The 23018-nt window shown below is 62.7% G+C and carries 23 protein-coding genes; 10 read left to right on the forward strand and 13 right to left on the reverse strand.

What is annotated here, in order from left to right:
* Positions 1-43: 43 nt before the first annotated feature.
* Both IGB42_RS17900 and IGB42_RS17905 read right to left on the reverse strand, forming a co-directional pair.
* Positions 44-589, reverse strand: a complete 546-nt coding sequence (locus IGB42_RS17900) for a hypothetical protein (RefSeq protein WP_201799997.1) — start codon at positions 587-589, stop codon at positions 44-46.
* 86 nt (positions 590-675) lie between these two features.
* Complete coding sequence (locus tag IGB42_RS17905) at positions 676-894, reverse strand: CsbD family protein (RefSeq protein WP_159674219.1); 219 nt, start codon at positions 892-894, stop codon at positions 676-678.
* 216 nt (positions 895-1110) lie between these two features.
* On the opposite strand from IGB42_RS17905, the gene IGB42_RS17910 reads away from it, so the two are divergent.
* The 5 genes from IGB42_RS17910 (at position 1111) to IGB42_RS17930 (ending at position 4572) form a co-directional block, all read left to right on the forward strand.
* A complete protein-coding gene (locus IGB42_RS17910; RefSeq protein ID WP_159674221.1) occupies positions 1111-1494 on the forward strand; it encodes a Rid family detoxifying hydrolase in 384 nt (127 codons plus the stop codon).
* A 78-nt stretch (positions 1495-1572) separates the two neighbouring features.
* Positions 1573-2259 carry a tRNA (guanosine(46)-N7)-methyltransferase TrmB gene (gene trmB / locus IGB42_RS17915; RefSeq protein WP_159674223.1) on the forward strand — a complete coding sequence of 229 codons (687 nt, stop codon included), beginning with the start codon at positions 1573-1575 and terminating at the stop codon, positions 2257-2259.
* Positions 2260-2315: 56 nt separating this feature from the next.
* Positions 2316-2897, forward strand: a complete 582-nt coding sequence (locus tag IGB42_RS17920; protein WP_159674225.1) for an LPP20 family lipoprotein — start codon at positions 2316-2318, stop codon at positions 2895-2897.
* A 2-nt stretch (positions 2898-2899) separates the two neighbouring features.
* The gene (locus IGB42_RS17925) at positions 2900-4276 is read left to right on the forward strand and encodes a flagella assembly protein FlgT middle domain-containing protein (RefSeq protein WP_159674227.1); all 1377 of its coding nucleotides are present in this window, start codon (positions 2900-2902) and stop codon (positions 4274-4276) included.
* Positions 4273-4572, forward strand: coding sequence for a hypothetical protein (locus IGB42_RS17930; RefSeq protein ID WP_159674229.1), 300 nt, complete (start codon positions 4273-4275; stop codon positions 4570-4572). Before IGB42_RS17925 ends, IGB42_RS17930 begins: the two co-directional genes overlap by 4 nt.
* A 335-nt stretch (positions 4573-4907) precedes the next feature.
* Here IGB42_RS17930 and IGB42_RS17935 read toward each other — a convergent pair whose 3' ends face one another.
* The 5 genes from IGB42_RS17935 to IGB42_RS17955 all read right to left on the reverse strand — a co-directional run bounded on the left by IGB42_RS17935 (position 4908) and on the right by IGB42_RS17955 (position 9367).
* Entirely contained in the window at positions 4908-5696 is a 789-nt protein-coding gene (locus IGB42_RS17935) for an SPOR domain-containing protein (protein ID WP_159674231.1), read from the reverse strand.
* Positions 5693-6463: a type III pantothenate kinase gene (locus IGB42_RS17940; protein WP_159674233.1), complete on the reverse strand. Its 771-nt coding sequence runs from the start codon at positions 6461-6463 to the stop codon at positions 5693-5695. The genes IGB42_RS17935 and IGB42_RS17940 overlap by 4 nt, the downstream gene beginning before the upstream one ends.
* Entirely contained in the window at positions 6460-7416 is a 957-nt protein-coding gene (locus IGB42_RS17945) for a biotin--[acetyl-CoA-carboxylase] ligase (RefSeq protein WP_159674235.1), read from the reverse strand. The genes IGB42_RS17940 and IGB42_RS17945 overlap by 4 nt, the downstream gene beginning before the upstream one ends.
* A 147-nt stretch (positions 7417-7563) precedes the next feature.
* On the reverse strand, positions 7564-8097 hold the full coding sequence (hslV, locus tag IGB42_RS17950) for an ATP-dependent protease subunit HslV (RefSeq protein ID WP_159674237.1): 534 nt from the start codon (positions 8095-8097) through the stop codon (positions 7564-7566).
* Between the two features lie 70 nt (positions 8098-8167).
* A complete protein-coding gene (locus IGB42_RS17955; protein WP_159674239.1) occupies positions 8168-9367 on the reverse strand; it encodes a hypothetical protein in 1200 nt (399 codons plus the stop codon).
* 223 nt (positions 9368-9590) lie between these two features.
* Here IGB42_RS17955 and IGB42_RS17960 point away from each other — a divergent pair, with 223 nt between their 5' ends.
* Positions 9591-13214, forward strand: a complete 3624-nt coding sequence (locus IGB42_RS17960; RefSeq protein WP_159674241.1) for a DUF748 domain-containing protein — start codon at positions 9591-9593, stop codon at positions 13212-13214.
* A gap of 104 nt (positions 13215-13318) precedes the next feature.
* Here IGB42_RS17960 and IGB42_RS17965 read toward each other — a convergent pair whose 3' ends face one another.
* From IGB42_RS17965 to IGB42_RS17980, 4 genes are all read right to left on the reverse strand, one after another.
* Positions 13319-13846, reverse strand: a complete 528-nt coding sequence (locus IGB42_RS17965) for an SRPBCC domain-containing protein (RefSeq protein WP_159674243.1) — start codon at positions 13844-13846, stop codon at positions 13319-13321.
* Positions 13847-13867: 21 nt separating this feature from the next.
* On the reverse strand, positions 13868-14392 hold the full coding sequence (locus IGB42_RS17970; protein ID WP_159674245.1) for an SRPBCC family protein: 525 nt from the start codon (positions 14390-14392) through the stop codon (positions 13868-13870).
* Between the two features lie 219 nt (positions 14393-14611).
* A complete protein-coding gene (locus tag IGB42_RS17975; RefSeq protein WP_159674247.1) occupies positions 14612-15805 on the reverse strand; it encodes a hypothetical protein in 1194 nt (397 codons plus the stop codon).
* A 159-nt stretch (positions 15806-15964) separates the two neighbouring features.
* Positions 15965-16891, reverse strand: coding sequence for a LysR family transcriptional regulator (locus IGB42_RS17980; RefSeq protein ID WP_159674249.1), 927 nt, complete (start codon positions 16889-16891; stop codon positions 15965-15967).
* A 96-nt stretch (positions 16892-16987) separates the two neighbouring features.
* Between IGB42_RS17980 and metE the strand changes: the two genes are divergently transcribed.
* Both metE and IGB42_RS17990 read left to right on the forward strand, forming a co-directional pair.
* Entirely contained in the window at positions 16988-19327 is a 2340-nt protein-coding gene (gene metE, locus IGB42_RS17985; RefSeq protein WP_159674251.1) for a 5-methyltetrahydropteroyltriglutamate--homocysteine S-methyltransferase, read from the forward strand.
* 132 nt (positions 19328-19459) lie between these two features.
* Positions 19460-19705: a hypothetical protein gene (locus IGB42_RS17990; RefSeq protein WP_159674253.1), complete on the forward strand. Its 246-nt coding sequence runs from the start codon at positions 19460-19462 to the stop codon at positions 19703-19705.
* Positions 19706-19724: 19 nt separating this feature from the next.
* On the opposite strand, the gene IGB42_RS17995 is transcribed toward IGB42_RS17990, so the two are convergent.
* Positions 19725-20498 (reverse strand): ABC transporter substrate-binding protein, encoded by a 774-nt coding sequence (locus IGB42_RS17995; RefSeq protein WP_174764234.1) that lies wholly within the window; start codon positions 20496-20498, stop codon positions 19725-19727.
* Between the two features lie 326 nt (positions 20499-20824).
* Here IGB42_RS17995 and IGB42_RS18000 point away from each other — a divergent pair, with 326 nt between their 5' ends.
* Positions 20825-21322, forward strand: coding sequence for a GNAT family N-acetyltransferase (locus IGB42_RS18000; RefSeq protein WP_159674257.1), 498 nt, complete (start codon positions 20825-20827; stop codon positions 21320-21322).
* A 7-nt stretch (positions 21323-21329) separates the two neighbouring features.
* Here the strand turns inward: IGB42_RS18000 and IGB42_RS18005 are convergent, their stop codons facing one another.
* The gene (locus tag IGB42_RS18005; RefSeq protein ID WP_159674259.1) at positions 21330-22076 is read right to left on the reverse strand and encodes a transporter substrate-binding domain-containing protein; all 747 of its coding nucleotides are present in this window, start codon (positions 22074-22076) and stop codon (positions 21330-21332) included.
* A gap of 140 nt (positions 22077-22216) precedes the next feature.
* On the opposite strand from IGB42_RS18005, the gene tsaA reads away from it, so the two are divergent.
* Positions 22217-22915: a tRNA (N6-threonylcarbamoyladenosine(37)-N6)-methyltransferase TrmO gene (gene tsaA / locus IGB42_RS18010; protein WP_201799998.1), complete on the forward strand. Its 699-nt coding sequence runs from the start codon at positions 22217-22219 to the stop codon at positions 22913-22915.
* Positions 22916-23018: the final 103 nt, after the last annotated feature.

Here is a 23018-nt window from a genome sequence, read left to right on the forward strand (position 1 = left end):
GGCCAATGGCCCGTATCTTTCCTGCAAGTGCAGTGCTCAAGCATTACATGCCGTAGGCAGCCTTGGCCTGATCGACACAGCTGGTCTTGGCATCGCCAGCCAGCGCATCGCATTTTTCCTTGGCAACCTTGTAGTCGGCTTCGCGCTTTTCCTTGCTGGCCTTGTTGTGTGCTTCGCCTTCGGTCTTGCCGGCCTTGATGTCGGCCAGTGCCTTGTCGCGGGCAGCCTTGGCTTCCTTCACGCACACATCCTTGGGGTTGCCGGCGAGGTCATCACACTTTTCGTTGGCCACTTCGTAGCGAGCCTTCACCTTGGTGCGGGCGGCTTCGGTACGTGCCTTCGGGGTGTTCTTGTAATCGGCTTCGTTATCGGCCAGCGCCACGTCGCGGTCTGCCTTGGCTTGTGCCACACAGACGTCATTGGCATTGCCGGACAGCGAATCGCACTGCTTTTTTGCGCCGTCGTAGCGCTGCTTGATCATTTCTTCCTGCGATTTGTAGGCATCGCTGGTAGCAGCATGTGCGGACATGCCGATGCCCAGCAGCAGGCTGGCGAGCAGGGCGGAAGTACATTTGGTCATTTTGGTCATGGTGTTTCTCCTGAGTAGATTGTTGTTGTTTTTTGTCGGGTTGTGCAGCAGGGCAGCGCCAGCCTGGCGGCGCTGCCGGAACCGGCTCAGTGCCAGGTGTAATCGTCGCGGTGGCGTTCTTCGAAATCGCGCACCTGTTCTTCTGCTTCTTCACGGCTGATACCGTAGGCTTCCTGCACCTTGCCGGAGAGCTGTTCGCGGCGGCCATCGATCTGCGTCAGATGGTCATCGGTGAGCTTGCCCCACTGCTCGCGGACCTTGCCCTTGAATTGGTGCCAGTTACCTTTGACTTGATCGCTGTTCATGGTGTTGCTCCTTGACGGTTCATGGAGGGTTCAACGGAAGTAGCGCTGCAGCGTGTGGTGCTGCCCGTTGACGACATGGTATGCGTACCGCCGTGCGGGCTCAGTCAGCGGCATCCCATCTGCTACTAAGCGGAGCGCAGCAAACCGGGTGGGACTGCACCTACGCGGCGCGCTTGGCGCTAGAATCACGCTTTAACCCCATGCCGGAGCAATGCCATGAGTAAAACCATCATCCACAGCGACCAGGCCCCCAAAGCAGTCGGCACGTACTCGCAAGCCGTCAAAGTGGGCGATACCGTTTATCTTTCCGGCCAGATCGGCCTCGATCCGGCCAGCAATGTGCTGGTGGAGGGGTTCGATGCGCAATGCCACCAAGTATTCAGGAACCTGCGCGCGGTCTGCCAGGCGGCGGGTGGTGATCTGTCCGATATCGTGAAGCTGGGTGTGTTCGTGGTGGACTTGGCCAACTTCGCTACGCTGAACGAAATCATGGGTGAATACTTCAGTGCGCCGTTCCCGGCGCGGGCGGCCATCCAGGCGGCGGCGTTGCCCAAGGGCGCGCTGGTCGAGGCCGATGCGGTGCTGGTGCTCGGCCAGTAAGCCGCTCGGGTATAATCGGGCCATCATTCGATTCCGGGCGCCGCTTTTGCGGCGCTTGGTCTTTTCAGGACAGGCTTTATGGATAACCCGAATTACATGCGCCGCATCCGCAGCTTCGTGCTGCGCCAGGGCCACCTTTCCGCCGGGCAGGAGCGGGCCATCAATGAATACGGTCCGCAGTTCGTGCTGCCGTACCAGGCCGGCGCGCTGGATTTTGCCGCCGCATTCGGCCGCGAAGCACCGCGCGTGCTGGAAATCGGCTTCGGCATGGGGCAGGCCACTGCGGAAATCGCGCAGGGCCGCAGCGATACCGATTTCCTTGGCGTGGAAGTGCATACACCTGGCGTGGGCAGCCTGCTCAAGCTGATCGGCGAGCAGCAGATCGGCAATATCCGCATCGTCCAGCATGATGCGGTGGAAGTGATCGAGCACATGCTGCTGCCGGGCAGCCTGGATGGCGTGCACATCTACTTTCCGGACCCATGGCACAAGAAGCGCCACAACAAGCGCCGCCTGGTGCAGCCGGATTTCATCAGGCAACTGGTCTCGCGCGTGAAGCCGGGCGGCTACCTGCACCTGGCGACCGATTGGGAGGACTACGCGATCCAGATGCTGGAAGTGCTGTCGGCCGAGCCGCAGTTGCAGAACACCGCCGACGGTTATGCGCCGCGCCCGGATTACCGCCCGCTGACCAAGTTCGAGAACCGCGGCATCAAGCTGGGCCACGGCGTATGGGATCTGGTGTTCACGCGCCGTGCTGGCTGAGCGGGTAACGAGCGGCTAGACTCGCATTATCTACAGTGAACGAAGCGGAGTTGGCGATGATCAAGCGATACGCAGGCGTGGCCTGTATTGCCGCCGGCATGCTGCTGGCAGGTTGCAGCAGTTTGAAGCCTGCTGCGGGGCCTGTTGCCGGCGTTCCCGGTGCGCCCGACGTGATTGTGCCTTCCCGCGTGACTGCCGTCGGCTATGGCGCGTTGCCAAATATGGATGGCCTGTCCAACGCGCAGCGCCGGATGATGGCGATGCGCGCCTCCAAGCTCGATGCCTACCGCGCGCTGGCGGAAACCGTGCAGGGCCTGCGCCTGACCGGGCAGAGCACCGTATCGTCGCTGGCGCTGCAGAACGACAGTTTCCGTTATTACGTCGACGCCTACCTGCGTGGTGCCCGTGTGCTTTCGATCAACCCGCTGCCCGACGGCGCATATGAAACCGTGCTGGAACTGCAACTGAGCAGCGACTTTGCTCGTGATGCCGGCGTGGCGCAGCAAGGCATGCAGGTCGAGGCGCCCAAGGTCGAGTCTGCACCGGCACCTGTCCAGGCCGCTCCGGCGCCCGCCGCCGCCGCACCGGCCCCGGCCGGTGAATCGGTTGCTGCCACGACTTTCTACTACGCGCGTTGACCATGCGCATTGCTGCGTTGCTGCTGGCGCTGACGCTCGGTAGCGTGATCACGCCGTGCATTGCTGCGCCCGTGCTGGGCGGTGCGCCATACGAGGGCGACCTGGCCGCCGCGCGCGAAGCGGCCATTGCCGATGCATTGCAGAATGCCGCGCTTTTCAACGGGGTGGCTGTCAAGGCCACCGGCCGCAGCAGCAAGGGCTGGGGCGCCGAATCCCAGCAAATACGGCCAGCGCCATTGCCAGCCAGTTATACGTTGCTGCGCGAATGGCGGGAGGGCAATCTGTACTTCGTGCAGATCGAGCCGGGCAAGGCGTTGCCGGTGGCCGCTGCCACGCCGGCACCTGCAGCAGCACCCGCACCGGCTGCTGCTGCCGGGAAAGCGCAACCTGCAGCGGCAGTACCCGCAAGCAGCAAGCCTGCTGCGGAAAGTGCTGCCGGCAGCGCTGCGCAGGCGGCATCCATGGCTTGCAGTGGCGCCAGTTACCGCCGCAAGGCGCTGGTCACGCCGTTCTGGCTGCGCGAACCTGCGCAGGCCAATGACTTGGCATCGCCATCGCAGGGCTTCCAGCGCATGCTGGCGGACCAGTTGGTCGGCGGAGGCCGTTTCCTTGCTTATTCGGCAGCGGATGAGCTGGCATTCACGCCACAGCCCAACTGGATAGATCCGCAACTGCGGCCGGAACAGGTGCGCATGCTGGCGCGCCGCTATGGCGTGCAGTTCGTGATTGGCGGTGTGGTGCACGACCTGTCGACATCCGGCGAGAAATATCGCCCGACCTATGGCCAGGAGGTGCGCCCGGAAGAGCGCAAGGTAACGGTAGGCCTGCCCGTGCTGGACTGGATGGGGGTGGGGGTAAAAGCCATGCCCCGATACCGGCAGGTTGATCTGGAAGTGTATGTATTCGATGGCGTATCCGGCGCGCTGGTCAATCGCCACCGCAACCAGCTGGTGGCGAGCGGCCAGGTGATGGGCCGTCCGGACCAGGCTACCGACAGTGCATCGTTCAACCACAGTGATCTGGGCCGCACGGTGACGCATGCGCTGACGCAATTGTCCGGCCAGGTTGCCGGTGATGTGTCGTGCATTCCGTTTTCTGCCCGCGTGACACGCGTTGAAGGGCGCCGGCTGTATTTCGATGCCGGTACCTTGTCCGGCATTGCGCCGGGCGACAAGCTGCAGCTTTACCGCATGCGTGCCGGACAGAACATGCAGGCGCTCAGCGGTTACGAAGCGCAGGCCATGGGCATGGTCGAGGATCTGGCCGGCAATGTAAGGGTCGAGCAGGTGCAGCCTTTGTTCTCGCTGGCATTGTTCGATGGCGCACAGGCTGAAGTCGGCGATTACGTCCGTTTTGTCAGTACGGGGAAAATGCAATGAGACAGCTGTTGATCGTCGCCTGCCTGCTGGTTGCCCCGCTGTGTGAAGCGCGCCTGTTGCCACCGTCGCGCAGCCATGCGGTGATGGCGCTGCCGGATACCAGCAAGGTAAGGGTATTGCCGATCAGCGCACTGCCCCGTGATGCCATCGTCCCGGTGCCGGTGCAGTCGGTGGCACGCATGACGCTGGAATCGTCTGTGGCCAGGCCCGCCGCCGCTGCCGTGCGCAAGGATGACGGCCCGCAATGGATCCCGCTGACCAGCGATCAACGCTGGCAGCAATACAGCTATCCCTGACGGCAAGGCGCGTACGGGTGTGGTCAGCCATGCCATTGCCAGGCTGCACCCGCACATGCCATTTTGACAACTCGCCAGGCCCATGCCGGCGCAGCCTTGGTTCAGCCGGGGCCGCAGTACGTTGGTGAGGCTTGCGATGAACGAAACCCGATATGCCAAGACGCTGTCGCAGATGGTTTGCCATGCTGCCGTTTTACTGCTGCAGGATCAGGTACGGGCTGAGCGATGCCGCAGGTTCCGGACGGGGATCAAAATCGCTTAACAGTCGGCCTGATGGCGATGCTGCATGAAAAAAAGCGGCTGGCTGGCCGCTTTTTTCATGGCGTCGGCCACGGTCAGTTGCAGGCCACCTTCTCAACCTGCGAACCACGCAGCAGCTCGCCCACCTTGATCAGCTTGGCCTGCTGTTCTTCACTGGCCTTGCGGATCAGGAAGCTGGTATGGCGCACGCCGTCGTCGCGCTCGCGCACGATGGCAGACTTCACGCCCTTGTTGCGCAGCTCTTCCAGCCGCCGCTCGCCGGCCTCCTGCGTGGAGAAAATGCCCAGCGAGATGGCGTTTTGCCACTTGCTGCCATTGTTGACCACGAAGTAGTCATCCACGCCCAGCTCGGAAAACTGCTGGGCTTTTTTCTTGGCGGTTTCAATGTCGGCCAGTGGGGGCACATAGACCCAGAACTTGGCGTTTTGCGCTGCGGTGTTCTCTTGCCCGGTCAGACCAAGCTGGCGCAGTTTGTCACGCGCGAGGCTAGCCTGGTCACCGGTAATGCCGGTCCAGCGCAAGCAAAGGTTACCTGCTGCCTGAGCCTGGGTCACCGGTGCGGGAGAGGGACTGGGAGCGGGTGACGGCTTGGGGGCGGCCGTGGGCCTGGCTGGCGTGGTTGGCTGCGGGGTGGCTTCCGGAGCGGCTTCCGTACTGGTTGGTGGTACGGTCGGGGCCGGGCTGGCCGCGTGTTCCGGCATGGCGGCAGATGCCTCGCTGGTGTTCGCACCATTTACCACATTAACTTGCGATGCATTGATTTCCTTGGGCGCCACCCGGGGGGGCGGAGTTTGCGGTACCAGCCGCGTGTAGCCGAAGAACAGCAGGTTGGCGATCACCAGTATGCAGAACAGCCACTTCATTGATTGAATTCCTTGGCTTGGGCCAGCGCGGCAAGGCCACGCAAAACGAGGTCGGGTTCAAATTGCGCCGGGGTCGCCAGCAATGGTGCGATACGCGTGGCATCGCCGCCAGCCAGCAGCAGCAAGGGCTCTTCCGCGCGGCGGAGCATGCGGCTGAGCGCAGCTTCCACGCTGGCGGCAAGTGCCGTCAAGACACCCGTTTCAATCGCATCTTCGGTACTGGCGGGGAAATCATGATAATTGCCGCCGGCATCGGGCAGCCGCGCGGTGCCAGCGGCGAGCGATGCCTTCATCAGCCGGTAGCCGGGCAGGATCATGCCCCCGAGAAACGTGCCATCAGCTGTCAATGCATCGATGGTCAACGCGGTGCCCGCGCTGGCCACCACCAGCGCTTGCCCCGGGTACAGGCTATGAGCGCCCAGGATGGCCGCCCAGCGGTCGGGCCCCTGTTGTTCCAGTTGCCGGTAACGGTTGCTCACGCCCAGCGCCTGGCGGCTGACGCGGAGCCAGCTGGCCGGTATGGCCCACTGCGCCATGCAACTATCGTGCAGCACTGCGGTGAGCGCCGGGGAGGCCACGCTGCAGCCGAATATCTGTTCGGGCCGGGGCAGCGCCGCAAAGCGCGCGGCCAGCAGCTGGAAATCGGCATGTGCGGCATCGCCTGCTTCGTGGCGGCCATCGCTGTGCTGCAGCAGCCATTTCAGCCGCGTATTGCCCAGGTCGAGCAGCAGGCGGGTACGGCTGGCGGCGGGCAGGGCGGTGCTCATGCGCGCCTCAGGCTGACGTCGCCAGCGTGGATGATGGTTTCGCCATCCGCGCCGGCAAGGCGCAATGCACCGTCGCCGGTCAGACCGGTGAGGATGCCATGGCGTGCGTTGCCGGCCGGGTCCACCACGTTGACGCTGGCACCGGCCCACGCATGGCGTGCTTCCCAGTGGCTGCGGAATGCGGCAAAGCCCTCACTCTCGAATCGCTGCAGCCCGGCTTCCAGCGCGGCCAGCAACTGGCTCAGCAGTGCATTGCGGTCCAGCACCAGCCCGCCCTCGCGCAGGCCGGCCACCGCCTGGTCACTCACGCGTGGCGCATCCAGGTTGATGCCGATGCCGATGACCGTGGATACCGGCCCCATGGCGTCGCCGGCAATCTCGATCAGGATGCCGCCGGCCTTGCGGCAGCCATGCTCTGCGGTATCCAGCAACAGGTCGTTGGGCCATTTGAGCCGGATGCCGGCCACGCCGGCAGCAGCCAGCGTATCGGCCAGCATGCTGCCCACTGCCAGTGGCAGGCCGGCCAGCGTGTTCGCCCCACCGGGGAAGGTCCAGCACAGCGAAAACAACAGGCTGCCGCCCAGTGTGCCCTGCCAGCTGCGGCCCATGCGGCCGCGCCCGGTGTCTTGCCATTCTGCGGCCAGCACGTGGCCGTGCGCGGGTTCGCTGGTCAGCCGCTTGTTGGTGGAATCGGTACGGGGCAGCACGGCTACGCGCAACGCACTGCCTGTGCCCAGCGCGGCCTGGATGCGTGCAGCGTCCAGCCAATCCAGCGGCTGGCTCAGCCGGTAGCCGGCACCGTGGCGGCGTTCCAGTGTGATACCGAAATCCTCTGCTGCAGCCAGTGCAGTGGACACGCTGGCACGCGATAGCCCCAACTGTTCGGCGATCACCGCACCGGAGGTAAATTGCGCTGCGTTGAGAAAACGCAGGCAGGAAAGCGTATGGGTCATGGCTTGGGATTGTAGCCGGAGCGGGCCGGCGGCTACAGCGCCGGGCGGAATGGAAACGGCGGTTTTGGCAAAACTGTCGCTATTTGATTGACGGCCAGTTGGTACCAGACTGGCCTTTGTAGCGCTGCAACGGCAACACTGCCGCGTTTACAGGCTTTCCAGCACGTGGTTCTGGTTGGTGTAGATGCAGATGTCGCCGGCGATTTCGAGCGATTTCTTCACCACTTCTTCCGGCGACAGATCGGTGTTGTTGAGCAGCGCGGTGGCAGCAGCCTGCGCGAACGCGCCACCCGAGCCGATGGCGGCAATGCCTTGCTCGGGTTCCAGTACATCGCCATTGCCGGTGATCACCAGCGTGGCGGTGGGGTCGGCAACGATGAGCATGGCCTCCAGCCGGCGCAGTGCACGGTCGGTACGCCAATCCTTGGCAAGCTCGACTGCTGCGCGGGTCAACTGGCCCTGATGCTTTTCCAGCTTGGCTTCAAAGCGCTCGAACAGTGTGAAGGCGTCTGCAGTGCCGCCAGCGAAGCCGACGATGACCTTGTCGTGGTAAAGCTTGCGCACCTTGCGGGCGGTGCCCTTGATCACGACATTGCCGAGCGTGACCTGCCCGTCGCCGCCAACGCAAACCTTGTCGCCACGGCGGACAGAAACAATGGTGGTACCGTCAAATTGCTGCATGAAGCGCGCTCACAGGGAAGATAAGCGATCAGGTGGGGGCGGTTGCGCCTGGCGCAAGCCCCGTTGCCGCTCAGCCCTTGGATAGCGGCATCAGTTCGGTGATGCCCATCAGCTTGAACAGGCCGGCAATGGGCTCATTGGCGCCGACGATGGTCGGCGTCTTGCCTGCCTGCATCAGTTCCACGCCCACATTGAGCATCTGCCCGGCCGATTCGAAATCGACCCGGCTGACTGCGCTGAAGTCCAGCACCGGCTTGCCATGCTCATTGGCAAAGTGGCGGATCTTGCTCATGGTTTCCGCTGCGCCGCCGGTCAGATCGCCAGTCAGGGCCAGCCTGTCGGTCACTGCAGCCTGCTGGCTGGCGCTGGCGGTATTGCCGGCCGGGGCCGGGGCACTTTTCACTACCAGCTTGGTATCCCACGACGGCGGGGATACTTCGAAGGTCACTGCATAATCGATGGCAAGGTTGTCGAAGCTTTCTTGGTCGCCTACCGTCTGCTTCACTTCCATCAGCAGCAACCAGAACGGGGCCTCGGCATGGTTGCGCCGGCCGGTTTCGATCTTGCCGGCCAGCAGCGCACCCAGATGATCCGCACCGAGGATCTGCAGGCTGGCCTTGAGCTTGCGGGCGCGTGGCCATAGCGACAGCAGCTCGGCAGCAGCGGTCACGTCCAGGCTGTTCACGCGGCTGAAGTCGATCCGTACCTGACCACCGTTTTCGCTGGCCTTGAGAATCTTGACGGCTTCGTTCTGTACGCTGCTGCTGTTGAGTTCGGCCGGCATGGTGACAAGGCCGGCACTGGTACCCGCCGCCTGCGTCACCGGCTTGCTGCGCATTTCACGCCAGACCGGCGGTGAGGTTTCGAATTCCACCACGTATTGCAGTGCCAGATCGTCGAACGCAGCGTGGTCGCCGGCCAGTTGCAGCAGGTCGAACATCAGCAGCCAGGACGAGGTCTGGCGGCTACCCGCCAGTGCAGGCAGGGCGGCCTTCAGGCTGTCGATGGCGGCAGCCAGCTGACCATTCGCGTACAGCACCACGGCTTCTTCTTCCGCCGGGCTGAGATGTTCACCCGCATCCTCGACTTCGATCATCAACTCGGAGAGGTTATAGCTTGCGCTGTCAGCCGGCGCGTCCATCGGGGACGGCGCAGGAGCGGGCGCGTGCTCGACCTCGGGCAAAACAGACGGGCGCGACAGCGTGGCCGGGCCGGATGGCGTGGGCCGGGCTGGGTCGTTGTCTTTTTTGCGGAACAGGGAAAACGCCACGGTATTGGTTTCCTGGCCACGCAGGGCGTGGTGGGCGGGTTATCGGACAGACTGCAATTCTAATGCCAAAATAGCCATCACAGCGAATCTTGCAAAGACGGAAAGGCAATCCGCGTGGATTAGGCAGGATTGCATCCATTTGTACAAGTGGTGGAAACGCCGTGGTCAGAAAGTGGGGCCTGACGCTATAGTTTTAGTTCCATCCCCGCTGCAGCGCCATGTGATGAAACCAGCAAACCTGCTTGCCGTGCTACGCCGCCGAACCCGTTCGATAGCGCTTGTTGTGGCACTGATCCTGCTGTTTGGCATTGTGGGCGCATGGATAGGGCCGTGGCTGGCCAAGCCCTATGTCGAGCAGGCATTGTCCAGCGTGCTGCATCGGCAGGTCACGCTGGGGCGGCTGGCATTCAACCCCTATACCCTGCAAGCCACGGTGGAGAATGTGGCGGTACGTGAATCCGGCCAGCTGGTGCTGGGCGCCGGCAAGACCGTGGTCAACCTGGAGCTAGCTTCGTTGTGGCGGCGTGCGCCCGTGGTGCGTGAACTGACGATCGATGCGCCTTACATCAGGGTGACCCGGCTCGCCGCGCATCGTTACAACTGGTCTGATCTGCTGGAGCCGTTGCTGGGCAAGCGCGTGGCCGAGCCGGCCCATTTCGCCATATACAATATCCGCGTGCGCAACGGGCTGCTGGAGTTTGTCGATACCCCGCTCGGACAGCGGCACAAAGTGGCCGGCATCGAAGTCGATGTGCCCTTTGTTTCCAACCTGCCGGTGTTCATCGATACCGAGGTGGCGCCCCGCCTGGCGTTCAGCGTAGATGGGGCGCCCATGGTGTTGCAAGGGCGCACGCGCCCGTTTGGCAAGCACATCGATACCACGCTGGACGTCACGCTCGATGGTCTCGACTTGGCCGCATACTGGGATTACCTGCCCATTTCGTCTGCATTGACGCTGCAGCGTGCGGTGGTGGATACGCGCATGCGGCTGGTGTTCCGGCAACAACCCGTCAGCGTGTTGCTGGAGGGCGATGCGCATGTCCGCGACGTATCGCTTGATGGCTACGGGCAACCGCTGCTGCGCCTGAAACGGCTGGATGCGGTGCTGGACAGGGTGGAGCCGCTGCATGTGCAGGCACGGCTCAGGCAGTTGGCCGTGACACAGCCGGTGCTGACGGTCACGCGCAATGCGCAAGGCAAGTTCAACTGGTTGACCGCGCTGGAAACCATGCTGGGCAACAACGCCGCAACAGTCGAGAAAGCCCGGGCACAAAAGGCGCCGCTACTGGCGATCGCACAACTGAAGGTCACTGATGGGGCGCTGGACTGGCGCGATGCGCTGGCGCCGTTCCAGACCCGTATCGATGGCATTGCGCTGCAGGTGGATCACTTCGATACCGCTGCGGATCGACCGGCCACGGTGCAGTTATCACTGGCGGGTACCGATGTGGGGCAGGTGCGTTACGAAGGTGCGCTGCGGCCTGCCGCGCGTCAATCCAGCGGCAAGCTGACGGTGATTGGCGCACCGCTCGCCGCCCTGGCACCGTATTACCGCAGCATCGTACGGAGCGAGCCTTTGGCAGGTACTGCGGACGTGACGGCCAGCTATGAGGCGAGCTTGCCCGCAGAGGGCCCGCCGCAATTGAAGCTGATCGACAGCAGCGTGCGCCTGCACGGCTTTGCATTGAGGCCGCTGAAAGCCAGGCGCCCCGCGTTGGCCTTCAAGGAGGCCGGCCTCGAGCAGTTGTCCGTCGATCTGGCCAGCAGGCAAATCGGCATTGGCCGCGCCTGGGCGGATGGGCTGGATCTGGATACCTCGCGCAAGCGTGATGGCCAGTTCGTGCTGTTGTCCACGCTGCTGCCTGTTTCCATCCCGCCCACCAAAGGCGAGGGCGTGGGATGGCGGCTGAACCTGCAGCAGGCACAGCTGAGCAACAGCGCGGTCGGTGGCGTGGATGAAACGCTGCCCAACCCCATCCCCATCGGCAGCAAGCAGATCGCGCTGACTGCAGGACCGCTCAGCTGGCCGCTGGCGGGGGATACCCGCGTCAAGGTCAGCGGTGCCGGTACGCATGGCGGCACCTATTCAGCCAACGGCGGGGTAAACCTGCAGAACCTGACCGGCAAGCTGGCGGTGCAGGCGGGCCAGCTCGACATCATTTATGCACAGCCGTATTTCAGCCGCTATCTGAATATCTCGCTGACCAGCGGCCGCCTTTCTGCCAAGGGTGATCTGGTGCTCAAGGGCGTAAAGCCGTTGCGCGCCGCTTATACCGGCAATGTGAACATCAATGGTTTCAATGCGGTGGACAAACTCACCGGCGAGGATTTCCTCAGGTGGAAAAGCCTGTACCTGAATGCGGTGGCGGCGAACACCGAACCCTTCGATCTGGCGGTCAAGGATGTGGCGCTGACCGATTTCTATTCGCGCATGATCTTGTCCAGCGAAGGCAGGCTCAACCTGGCCGATATCGCGGCCAGCGATACGCCCGTATCCGTCACGGATGCAAACGCGAAGCCCCGCGCGGCCAGTACCCCTGCTGCGGCGAAGACCGTGACCGTGCAGCGGGATGTGCGCTCCGCCAGCCAGCCTGACAATGTGGTGGTCACCACCTTGCAACTGGCCAGCAAACTCAAGACGGTGCTGCCGCCGTTGCGGATCGGCAAGGCCACGTTCTCCGGTGGCCATATCGTATATACCGATAACTTCATCAAACCCAATTACACGGCCAATCTCACTGATATGGCCGGCTCACTGACGGGCTTGTCATCGGTGGAAGATACACGCGCCACGCTCGATCTGCGTGGCAGCGTCGATCGTATAGCGCCGGTCAGGATTTCCGGCCAGATCAATCCGCTGGCCAAGGACATTTTCTTCGACATCAAGGGCGGTGTGCAGGGCTATGAGCTGACCGCAGCATCGAGCTATGCAGAAAAATACGCCGGCTACGGTATCGAGAAGGGCAAGCTGTCGATGGATGTGAGCTATCACATCGAGCATGGCAAGCTGCAGGCGCAGAACAAGATACTGCTTGATCAACTGACACTGGGCGACAAGCCTTCCGGCAGCCCGGACGCCATCAAATTGCCGGTGAAATTCGGCTTGTCGCTACTGACTGACCGCCATGGGCAAATCAATCTGCAGATACCCATCAGCGGCTCGCTGGATGACCCGAGTTTCAGCATGGGCAGCGTCGTCTGGCAGGCGATCGGCAACGTACTGACCAAGGTGGTGACCTCCCCGTTCGATGCATTGGCCAGTGCTTTTGGCGATGGCCCCAGCTTCGCCTATATTCCCTTCGAGCCGGGCAGCAGCGCGCTGGAGAAAAAACATTATGATCCGCTGACCAAACTGGCGGAATCGCTGGCGGATCATCCGGCATTCAAGCTCGAAATTGCCGGCTGGGTAGACCCGGAGCTGGACCGCGAGGGGCTCAAGCAAGGCAAGCTGGAAAAGCTGATCCGCGCGGCCAAGGCGCGTGATCTGGCTGACAACGCGCAGGAATCGACCGATACGCTGGAAGTAGATGTAGCCGATTACGACCGCTACCTGGGCACCGTGTACAAGGCGGCCCAATTCCCCAAGCCCAAAAATGCGCTGGGCCTGAACAAATCGCTACCGCCCGAGGAAATGCACAACTTGCTGCTGGCCAATATGCCGGTCAGCGACGATGACCTGCGCCAGTTGGCTGGCCTGCGCGCGCAGACGGTGAAGGATTTCCTCAAGGGGCTGGGCGTGGGGGACGAGCGGGTGTACTTGGTCAAGCCCAGGCTGGATGCCACCGCAGCCGATGGCGCCAAGGACAAGGGTCCGAGCACGCGGGCGATGTTCACGCTCAAGAGCTGATGGACTGCGCGCCTCCGGAGCGGGCAGTCCAGTATTGCTGCCCCGAGCATTGCGCTGCCCCGAGCGTTGCAGGCAACGGCTGAGGTTAGCCGCTACCGCGTCCGTTAGCCGGTCTGCTGCAATGCCAGGTATGTTGCCAGCTGATCCAGCGTGCCGCCAAAGCCCATGCGCATCGAATCGAAGCCGGCCACGAAGATGGCGTGTTCGATCTCGCTGGCATTGAACGGGATGCCGCGCAGCGTCAGCGTGGTTTTGCCATCAGCTTCGCTGAACGTCCAGGTGTTGAGGACTTCCAGCGGCCAGTTGGCATTGAACGGTGCACGCGTGGTATTGCCGGCTTCGTCGGAGAAGCTGTTGGTAAATACGATGCGCTCGGGCGCCTGTACTTCGCGGTAAACGAATTTGCCCCACATGGCCATGCCGTTGCCGGCACGCATGCAGTAGTGGAACACGCCACCCGGCGAGACATCGAGTGCGGCCACTTCGATGGCAAAGCCCTTGGGCCCCCACCAGTGGGCCAGATGCTCTGCCTGTGTGAACGCTTGCCAGACGAGATCACGCGGCGCATCGAATGTGCGGGTGATCAGCAGCTCCTGCTGGCCTGGGGCCAGCGCGGCAGTATCGGTAGTCATGGGTGTTCCTTGGCGTTGAGGTTATTGTTCGGCGTTGGCCTTGAGAGCAACAAGGCCGGCTTCGAAATCCTTGCCCACCATGTTGTCCATGCTGAAGAACAGCTGCATGACCTTGCCGATGAAGGTATTGGGGCCATGCATCACCCAGTTCACTTCGGTGGCGCTGCCTTGCTGGGCAAGGGTGAATTCGGCGGTGTTGTGGGCTTCGAACGGCTTGAAGAAATCGAGCTTGATCACGATGCGCACAGGCGTGGATTCGACGATTTCCATCCGGCCTTCACCCACGTTCTTGTTGCCCTGCCAGCTATAAACGGCCCCCACGCCAGCGGTGCTGCTGCCATAGCTGCGCTGCATGGCGGGGTCTTTCTTTTCCCACGGTGACCAAGCGGTCCAGCGCTGGAAATCGTTGATCAGTGCGTGCACCCGTTCCGGCGTGGCGTTGATGGTGGCGCTGCGGGCGATGCGGAAGGTGGCGGGCTTGGTGCTGGCAAGCAGCAGTACCGCGGCAATCAGGCATACAACGATGATGGCGATGATGGACAGCATGAATCTCTCCGTGATGGGTGGACCAGCCTTGCAGGTGCGTGGCCAGGTTGCTCAGCAATGCCTCGCTCCCGTTGCGGCGCCCCCGGCGTTGCCGGAAATCGTACGCTACCGGCTCTGCATGCGCATCGGCTTCGAAGCCACAAGGCTTGCCCGCAAGCTCGGCAGCGCTGCTTGCCACGCCCCCGATGCAGATCGAGCGGATACCGATGACCGTAATGCTCAGACAACCGCGGTTTCTTCTGCTTGTGCCCATTGCCTGATTTGCGCGGGCGCCGGGTAAGCGGTGACTTCGTGGCGCACGGGAGCATATGAGGTTGCTTGCAGCAACTGCCCGGCATTCGCTGCTACCTTGTGCCAAGGCACTTGCAGTACGCCACCTTCCGGCAGCTGGAAGCTGATCAGGTCGGTTTGCGGCAGCAAGGCGTGCACGCCTTCGGTCCATACACAGTAGCTGATCGCTTCGCCCTGCTCGTTGTACATGCCTGTATAGCTGGCAACGAATACATCGATGCCATCGCGCTCGAATTGCCGTTCCAGCAGTTGTTTCTGCGTGGCATAGTCGCTGCCGTCCGAGCGGATACGCAGCAAGCGCAGCGCGCTGGCATGCGCTGCAGGCTGCCAGTTTTCCCAGCCCTGACTGCCAAGCCGCAGCATCAGCGGTGACAACGGGCGCGGCTGGTCGAGCAGGGTGGTTGCGGTTTCCAGTATGGCAGCGAGCGCTGGCAGATTGTTCTCGCCGGTAACCAGCAGGATGGAGCGGTTGGGAATCATCACGACCGGTGCACCATCGAGTGGCAGGCGATGCAGTACATCGGTCAGCAGCAGGCGTGCTGCGTCGTAACAGTCTTCATAGGGCGTGCGGAACGCGCCGCCAAGATCTTCCAGTGCCTGTGTGGAGCGCTCACGCAGATTGAGCAACGCATCCTGATAAGCAGCTTCGAAGCTTACGCCCCAGTCGGCCAGTTGCGCGCCCGAAATGCGCGCCATTGCATGTTCGGTGTCGTAAACCAGATTGATTTCCAGATCGGCACACAGCGGCTGGAATGCCAGTTGCAACTGGCTATCGAGTTGCAGGTCACTGAGGCCCCGTTCGGCAGCCGGGCGTACTACCGGCAGCAGGCGTGCGCGTGCGTCTGCATAAAGCCCGGGCAGGTTGGCTTGCAACTGGCCATGCGCGGCGGCTTCCAGCATGGTGCCGCGCTGCCAGCGGCTGGCGGCACGGAATTCGGCGTACAGCGTACCCAGGTTGATGGCTGCGGCCGGCCGGCCGTTTTGTGCGGCAGGTAATGCGAGCTGCTCGCGGTCTGCATGGTATTGCCACGGGCGGGTATCACCCAATGCGCGCAGTTTGGCCTGCAGCAGCGCCGCATAGCGTCGCTGCGACGGCACAAACAGGAAATCGATGATCGACATGATTGAAACCATCCGGATAAGCGAATGGCATCAATCTAGCATGCAACAAATCATTGCTTGCTGGCCCCGTAATGCAGTGTTGCGTTCCTGTCTCTGCTTGGCGCTGCTGGCCAGGCATGGCTAACGCCGTTGACCAGCGCAATGCGCAGCAGTCGCGATTCAGGCCCCGGTGAGCTGTATCCCCGGCAATTCCGCCACACACACCTCACGCACGATGGCGACAAAATCCTGCAGGTAGGCGGTGCCTGCGCGATCCTGCAGCACGGCGGCGTTCAGCTCTGCGCGCAGGCCGGTGGCGGTGATGGGGCGGGCGGCCACGTAATCGCGTTCCAGGTAGTGCTGCACGCTCCAGCCCGGCAGCGCGGCCACGCCGCGACGGCTGGCCACCAGTTGCAGGATGGCCACGGTCAACTCGGTGGTGCGGCGCTTGGGGTTGATGCCGGCCGGCCTGAGCACCTGGCGCACCAGATCGAGCATGTCATCGGGAACCGGGTAGGTGATCAGCGTTTCATCGGCAAAATCCGCCGCTTCCAGGTATGCCTTGGCAGCCAGCGGATGATCGCGCGCCAGCAGCGCCACCATGTCGTAGGCAAACAGCGGCAGGTGCGCGATGCCCGTCTCTGCCTCGGGCACCGATACGATGGCCAGGTCGGCGCGGTCTTCAAACAGCAGTTGCACCGGATCGGCATGGAAGCCGGACACGATATCGAGCTCCACCTCCGGCCAGCGCTCGCGGAAGGTATCCATCGCGGGCATCAGCCAGTCGAAGCAGGTATGGCATTCCACGGCAATACGCAGGCTGCCGGCTTCGCCCTCGCGCAGCTTGGCGACCTCGCGTTCGGCATTGGCGATCATCGGCAGTACCGCGTCGGCCAGCTGCACCAGTTTGTCGCCAGCAGGGGTGAGCTTGAGCGGCGCGGTCTTGCGGGCAAACAGCGGCAGCCCGTAGTGCGCTTCCAGCTGGCGCAACTGGTGCGAAAGCGCAGATTGCGTCAGGAAGAGCCGTTCTGCCGCGCGGGTGAGGCTGCCGGCATCGCGTATCGCGGCCAGCGTTTTCAGGTGGCGCAGTTCCAGTAGCGATTGCATGAATGAGGCTCAACATAATCGTGAAAATAATGAGTTTGAATCATATTAGGCTTGTGCGGATGATGCAAATAACATTCATTGAATTGGAGCTTTCAAATGACTATTGCTCATGTTCTGGGTTTCCCCCGCATCGGCGCACAGCGTGAACTGAAGTTCGCGGTCGAATCATTCTGGCGTGGCGATATTGCCGAGGCCGAGCTCACTGCCGTGGGCAGCACGCTGCGCCGCCGCCACTGGCAGTGGCAGAAAGATGCCGGTCTCGATCTGGTCACCACCGGTGATTTTGCCTGGTACGACCAGATGCTCAATACCGCCGCGCTGCTGGGTGCGCTGCCGGCGCGTTTCGGTTTCGATGCCAGGGCACTGTCGCTCAAGCAGTATTTCGAGCTGGCGCGTGGCAATGCTGCGCAGCCCGCGCTGGAAATGACCAAGTGGTTCGATACCAACTACCACTACCTGGTGCCGGAGCTGGACGCCGAAACCCGCTTTGATGGCGGCGTGGACTGGTTCTTCTACGAGCTGGAAGAGGCGCGCTCGCTGGGCCACAATGTGAAGCCGGCGCTGATCGGCCCGCTGACCTTCCTTTACCTGGCCAAGAGCAAGGCAGCTGGCTTCGAAAAGCTGGGCTTGGCGGCACGCATCGTGCCGGCGTATCGCCGCATCCTGGAAAAGCTGGCTGCACAGGGCGTGGAATGGGTGCAGATCGATGAACCCATCCTCGCGCTGGAACTGGATGAGCAATGGCGCGATGCGTTTGCGCCGGTTTACCGCGAATTGGCCAATCTGGGCGTGAAGCTGCTGCTGGGTACGTATTTCGACAGCGTGGCCAGCCATGCGCAACTGCTGGCCGATCTGCCGGTGGCTGGCGTGCATGTTGACCTGGTGCGCGCGCCAGAGCAGCTCGATGCGCTGCTGGACGTGTGGCCGCAAGACAAAGTGCTGTCCGCCGGCGTGATCGATGGCCGCAATATCTGGGCCGCAGACTTGAGCGCGAAGGTCGCACAACTGGAAACAGCCAGCGCGAAGCTGGGCAACCGGCTGTGGGTGAGTGCCAGTTCGTCCTTGCTGCACAGCCCGGTGGATCTGGCGCAGGAAGACCAGCTGGATGCCGAGCTGAAAGGCTGGCTGGCGTTCGCCAGGCAGAAGCTCGATGAAGTGGTGGTGGTGCAGTGCGCTCTGAACGAAGGCCGCGCTGCGGTTGCCGCCCAACTGGCTGCCAGCGATGCCGTGGCGCAATCGCGCCGCACATCCGGCCGTATCCACAACCCGGCCGTGGGCAGCCGTGTTGCTGCATTGACCGCTGCCGATGCCACGCGGAACAGTGTTTACCCGCAGCGCGCCGCTGCCCAGCGGGCATGGCTGAAGTTGCCGCTGCTGCCGACCACCACCATCGGCTCGTTCCCGCAAACGCAGGAAATCCGCGCTGCGCGTGCGGCATTCAAGCGTGGCGAACTGCCGGAAGCGCAGTATGTGGCTGCAATGCAGAACGAGATCAAGCTGGTGGTGGCCAGGCAGGAGGCGCTGGGGCTGGATGTACCGGTGCACGGCGAGGCCGAGCGCAACGACATGGTTGAGTACTTTGGCGAGCAACTGGCCGGCTTCACGTTTACCCGCTTCGGCTGGGTGCAAAGCTATGGCAGCCGTTGCGTGAAGCCGCCGGTTATTTTCGGTGACGTCAGCCGTCCCCGCGCCATGACCGTCGAATGGAGCCGCTACGCACAATCGCTGACCGCCAGGCCGATGAAAGGCATGTTGACCGGCCCGGTAACCATCCTGCAGTGGTCGTTCGTGCGCGATGACCAGCCGCGTGAGCAAACCTGCCTGCAGATTGCGCTGGCAATCCGTGATGAGGTGGTTGATCTGGAACAGGCCGGCATCAAGGTCATCCAGATTGATGAGCCGGCCTTCCGTGAAGGCCTGCCGCTCAAGCGCGCCGCGTGGGGTCGCTACCTGGAATGGGCGGGCCGCGCGTTCCGCGTGTCGGCATCGGGCGTGGTCGATACCACGCAGATTCACACCCACATGTGCTATTCGGAGTTCAACGACATCCTGGCAGCCATTGCCGCGATGGATGCGGACGTGATCACCATAGAAACCAGTCGTTCGGACATGGAATTGCTGGAAGCCTTCGGCACCTTCGCATACCCGAATGAAATCGGCCCGGGCGTGTATGACATCCACAGCCCGCGCGTGCCGCCGGTGAATGAGATGTTGCGGCTGATCGCCAAGGCGCTGGAAGTGGTCCCGGCCGAACGCCTGTGGATCAACCCGGATTGCGGCCTGAAAACCCGTGGCTGGCCGGAAACCGAGGCGGCATTGGGCAATATGCTGGCCGCCACGCGCGAAGCGCGTGCCGCGATCAGCGAAGGCCGCAAGCTGGTGGTGGAAGCCGCCGCTGGCCATGCGCACGCTGCCGGTGCGTGCGGCTGCCACTGAGCCTGCTCATGGCAACCAGCCAGTAGCCATCGCCGTGCGCAGCACGGTGGTGGCTTTTTCCAATCGGGGGCGCGCATGCATGTGCAGATCGTACGGTTCAGGCTCAAACACCTGGCAGGCAGGCCGCACTTCATGCAGTTGATCGAACAGATGGTGGCCTGGCTGCAGCAGCAGCCGGGGTTCTGCGCCTACGAATTTTACCAGGGCGAGCATGATTGCCTGGATCGCCTCGCCTGGCACACGCAGGCTGATTGCATCGCCGGCGCGCTCGCGTTCATGAGAACGGAAATGGCAGCGCAGCTGATGGCGCTGTGCGATGACGATATCAGTGTGTTTTTTGGTGAAGCCGCGCAGCAGGCGGTGGCACTGACGCAATGATGTCCATCATCTGCACCGGCTACTGCGGTGGCAGCGCATTGAGCAGCGCGGCTGCCTGTTTGGCGGGGAAGTATTTTTCGAAGATGCGCTGCATGCTGCCGTCGGCGCGCATGCCGTTGATCAATGCACGCCATTTTTCCTGCTCGGCAGCCGGGATGGCCTTTTTGGACATGATCACGCCATGCGGCACCGGCACGTCGTCGAAATCGATCAGCAGGGTCTGCTCGCGCACCTTGTATTCGTCAAAGCTGGGGTAATCGAATGGCTCGATGATCATGCCCTGGATGCGATTGATGGCCAGGTTCTTGAACAGCGCATCGAAGGTGGCGGTGAGCGTGATGCGGTTTTTGGCGGTCAGCGTATCGAACAGCTCATTGCCGCGGTCGCTATAGCGGAAGGCGGGAATCGCACCCAGCCGCAGATGCGGCTTGGCGGCAAATTCCTCGATCTTGCTCACACCGGCATCGCGCCGCACCAGCAACGCGAAGTGATCGGCAAAATACCAGGCAAACGCGGCAAACTGATCCCGTTGCGGATTGGTGATGCCGGACAGGCTGAAATCGAGTTCGCCGCTTTCGATCAGTTTCCAGATGCGCGCGCGCGGCATCAGCGAGATGTCGAACTTGCAGCCGCTGCGCCTCGCCATCTCGGCGGCGATGTCCTTGTCGATGCCGGTATCGGTCTGCTGTGAATACAGCAGGCCATGATCATGCAGTGCCAGCGTCAGTGGCCGCGGGCAATCCGGTTTCTCCCCGGCGTGGGCGGTTGCGGTCAGCCACAGCGCGCAAGCCATTACGAGTGGCCAGCGGGCCACGGGCAAGCGTAATAACGAAGGTATGCAATTCATGGTGATCCTGGGCACATGCGCCGCGGCAGATGCCTGGCTGCATGGCTGTGTTTCATACTAGCCCGAACGGATTGGCCCGGCAGGAAAAGCCCGCAATGCATGCGGACGGCTAGACCAGCGGTGACACCAACGTATCGGAAATGCAACATCATGCCGTATTCACCTGTCATTTTGCACATACATTGTGCACGGCGTGATCTTGCCGTTGTACCCAATGGCCGCGTTTGAGTGCTGCACGTAGCATAGTCCCGGTCTTTCCCGAGCCTTCTGCCATGTCTTTTACCCACCGCCCGGCGCTGCAAGCCGATTTGCCAGCCATTGTCGCCATCTACAACGCCACCATCGCCGGCCGCATTGCCACAGCCGATACCGAGCCGGTTTCCGTGGCAAGCCGGCAGGCCTGGTTCGATGTGCACAGCGCAGCGCGGCGGCCGATCTGGGTATGTGAAGTGGCTGGCGAGATCGCCGGCTGGCTGAGTTTTTCCGATTTCTATGGCCGGCCGGCGTATTCAGGCACCGCCGAGCTCAGCATCTATGTGCATGCCGATCATCGTGGCCGCGGGCTGGCGCGCTATCTGTTGCAGCAAGCCATCGCCGCTGCGCCTGCGTTGCATGTGCATACCTTGCTGGGCTTCATCTTTGGCCACAATGCGGCCAGCCTGGCGCTGTTTGCACAGCACGGCTTTGGCCGCTGGGGCGAGCTGCCGCATGTGGCGGTCCTCGACGGCATCGAGCGTGATCTGCTGATCCTGGGCCTGCGGCTGGATTGAGTGATGCTCAGTTGCCCGGAGCAACCGGCTTGGGCAGCGCGGCGATGGCCTGGTTGATCCGCTGCAGCATGGCGTCCGGCACCAGCTTGTTGCACAGCAGATAGCGCGTGTTGCCGGCGGGGATGTCCGGCAGGTTGATGCCGGCCAGCGCCAGGTTGCGCAGCCCTGGCTGCTTGCGCCACCAGCTGAATTCGGCCTGGTCGACCAGCACATAATCCACGCGGCCGTAGCCCGCCTTGGCGAGGTTCTGCTGCATGGTCTGTGCGGTGTTGTCCACGCGCGTACCGCGCACCCGCAATAATTCATCCAGATAGGGGCCATAGCCATAGCCCATGATGGTGCCCGGCGTCAGCGCAGGCTCGGCCAGCAATGCGGCAGCGCTCCCGTAGGGCTTGAAGCGGGCCAGTGCATCGCTGCGGGTTGCCAGCATCACCGGTGGATCGCGGAACAGCGCATCGCTGAAACGGCCATAGCGCTCACGCTCTGCGGTCTTGAACCAGCCGACCGAACAGGCGGGTTCGGTAGGGTGTTCTATTTCCAGCAGCGCGCGCAGGTTGGGGCGCAGTTCCGCGCGTGCGCGGATGCCGGCTTTGTCCAGTACACGCAGCGCATGCTCCAGCAGGAAGCCGCCCGGCTTGTTGCCTGCATTCAGTTGGTAGTACGGCGGCTTGTCGATGAAGGTCAGCAGCAGCGGCGCGTCCGCTGCGGCACAGGTGGTGCCTTGCAGCATCAGCAGCACAAGCGGCAATCGCATGGCAGTGGCCCGGCCAGCGGTGAAATGGCGGGCGCAGCGGAAAGTATTACGGATCATGCATATTCCATGCGGGTGGTCACGCCAATATAGCAGCACGCTGCGCGCTTGGTGTCTGCAGGCGGCAAAGGCACAATGCGCGGGTGAACACTGCCATCCATTCCTGCCAGCCGCTGGGCTTTCTGCAAACCCCGTTTCCGGACAAGTTCGGCATTCCGCGCCAGCCCAGCCTGGCGCCGCATGCGCTGGGCCAGCTCAGGCTGTTGCCGCCGTTTGACCGCGCGGAGGCCGTGCGCGGGCTGGATGCGTTTTCGCACGTGTGGCTGACCTTTGTATTCCATCAAACCGGTGGCCAGTGGCAACCAACGGTGCGCCCGCCGCGGCTGGGCGGCAATGCGCGCGTGGGGGTGTTTGCCAGCCGCAGCCCGTTCAGGCCCAACAGCTTGGGGCTGTCGCTGGTGGAGCTGGCCGGTGTGCAGACGGATGGCGGGGTAGTGCTGACGTTTCGCGGTGTGGATCTGGTCGATGGCACGCCTATCCTCGATATCAAGCCCTACATCCCGTTCGTGGAAAGCGTGCCTGCTGCGCGTGGCGGTTTTGTCGATGGTCCGCCGGCACAGCTCGCCGTGGCATTCACGCCGGAAGCCGAAATGGCGCTGACCCTGCATGCGGCAACGCGCCCGGCCCTACGCGCGCTGATCAGCGAAGTGCTGGCGCAAGACCCGCGTCCCGCCTATGCCGATGCGCCCGAGCGCGTATATGGTGTGCGCCTGTATGAATTCGATGTGAAATGGCGCTGCAACGGCAGCCAGGCCGAAGTGCTGGCGGTCGAGCAGGTTTGATTCTGCCGGTTGGTGGTAATCCAACCGAGCGATGCACCGGCAATTGCCCTAAAATCGCACGGCGCCGCATGCAGGCGCCCTTATCCATCATGCCGGGCTGCAA

Origin of the sequence: Andreprevotia sp. IGB-42 (assembly GCF_009848685.1) — a bacterium.
Lineage (GTDB): Bacteria > Pseudomonadota > Gammaproteobacteria > Burkholderiales > Chitinibacteraceae > Andreprevotia.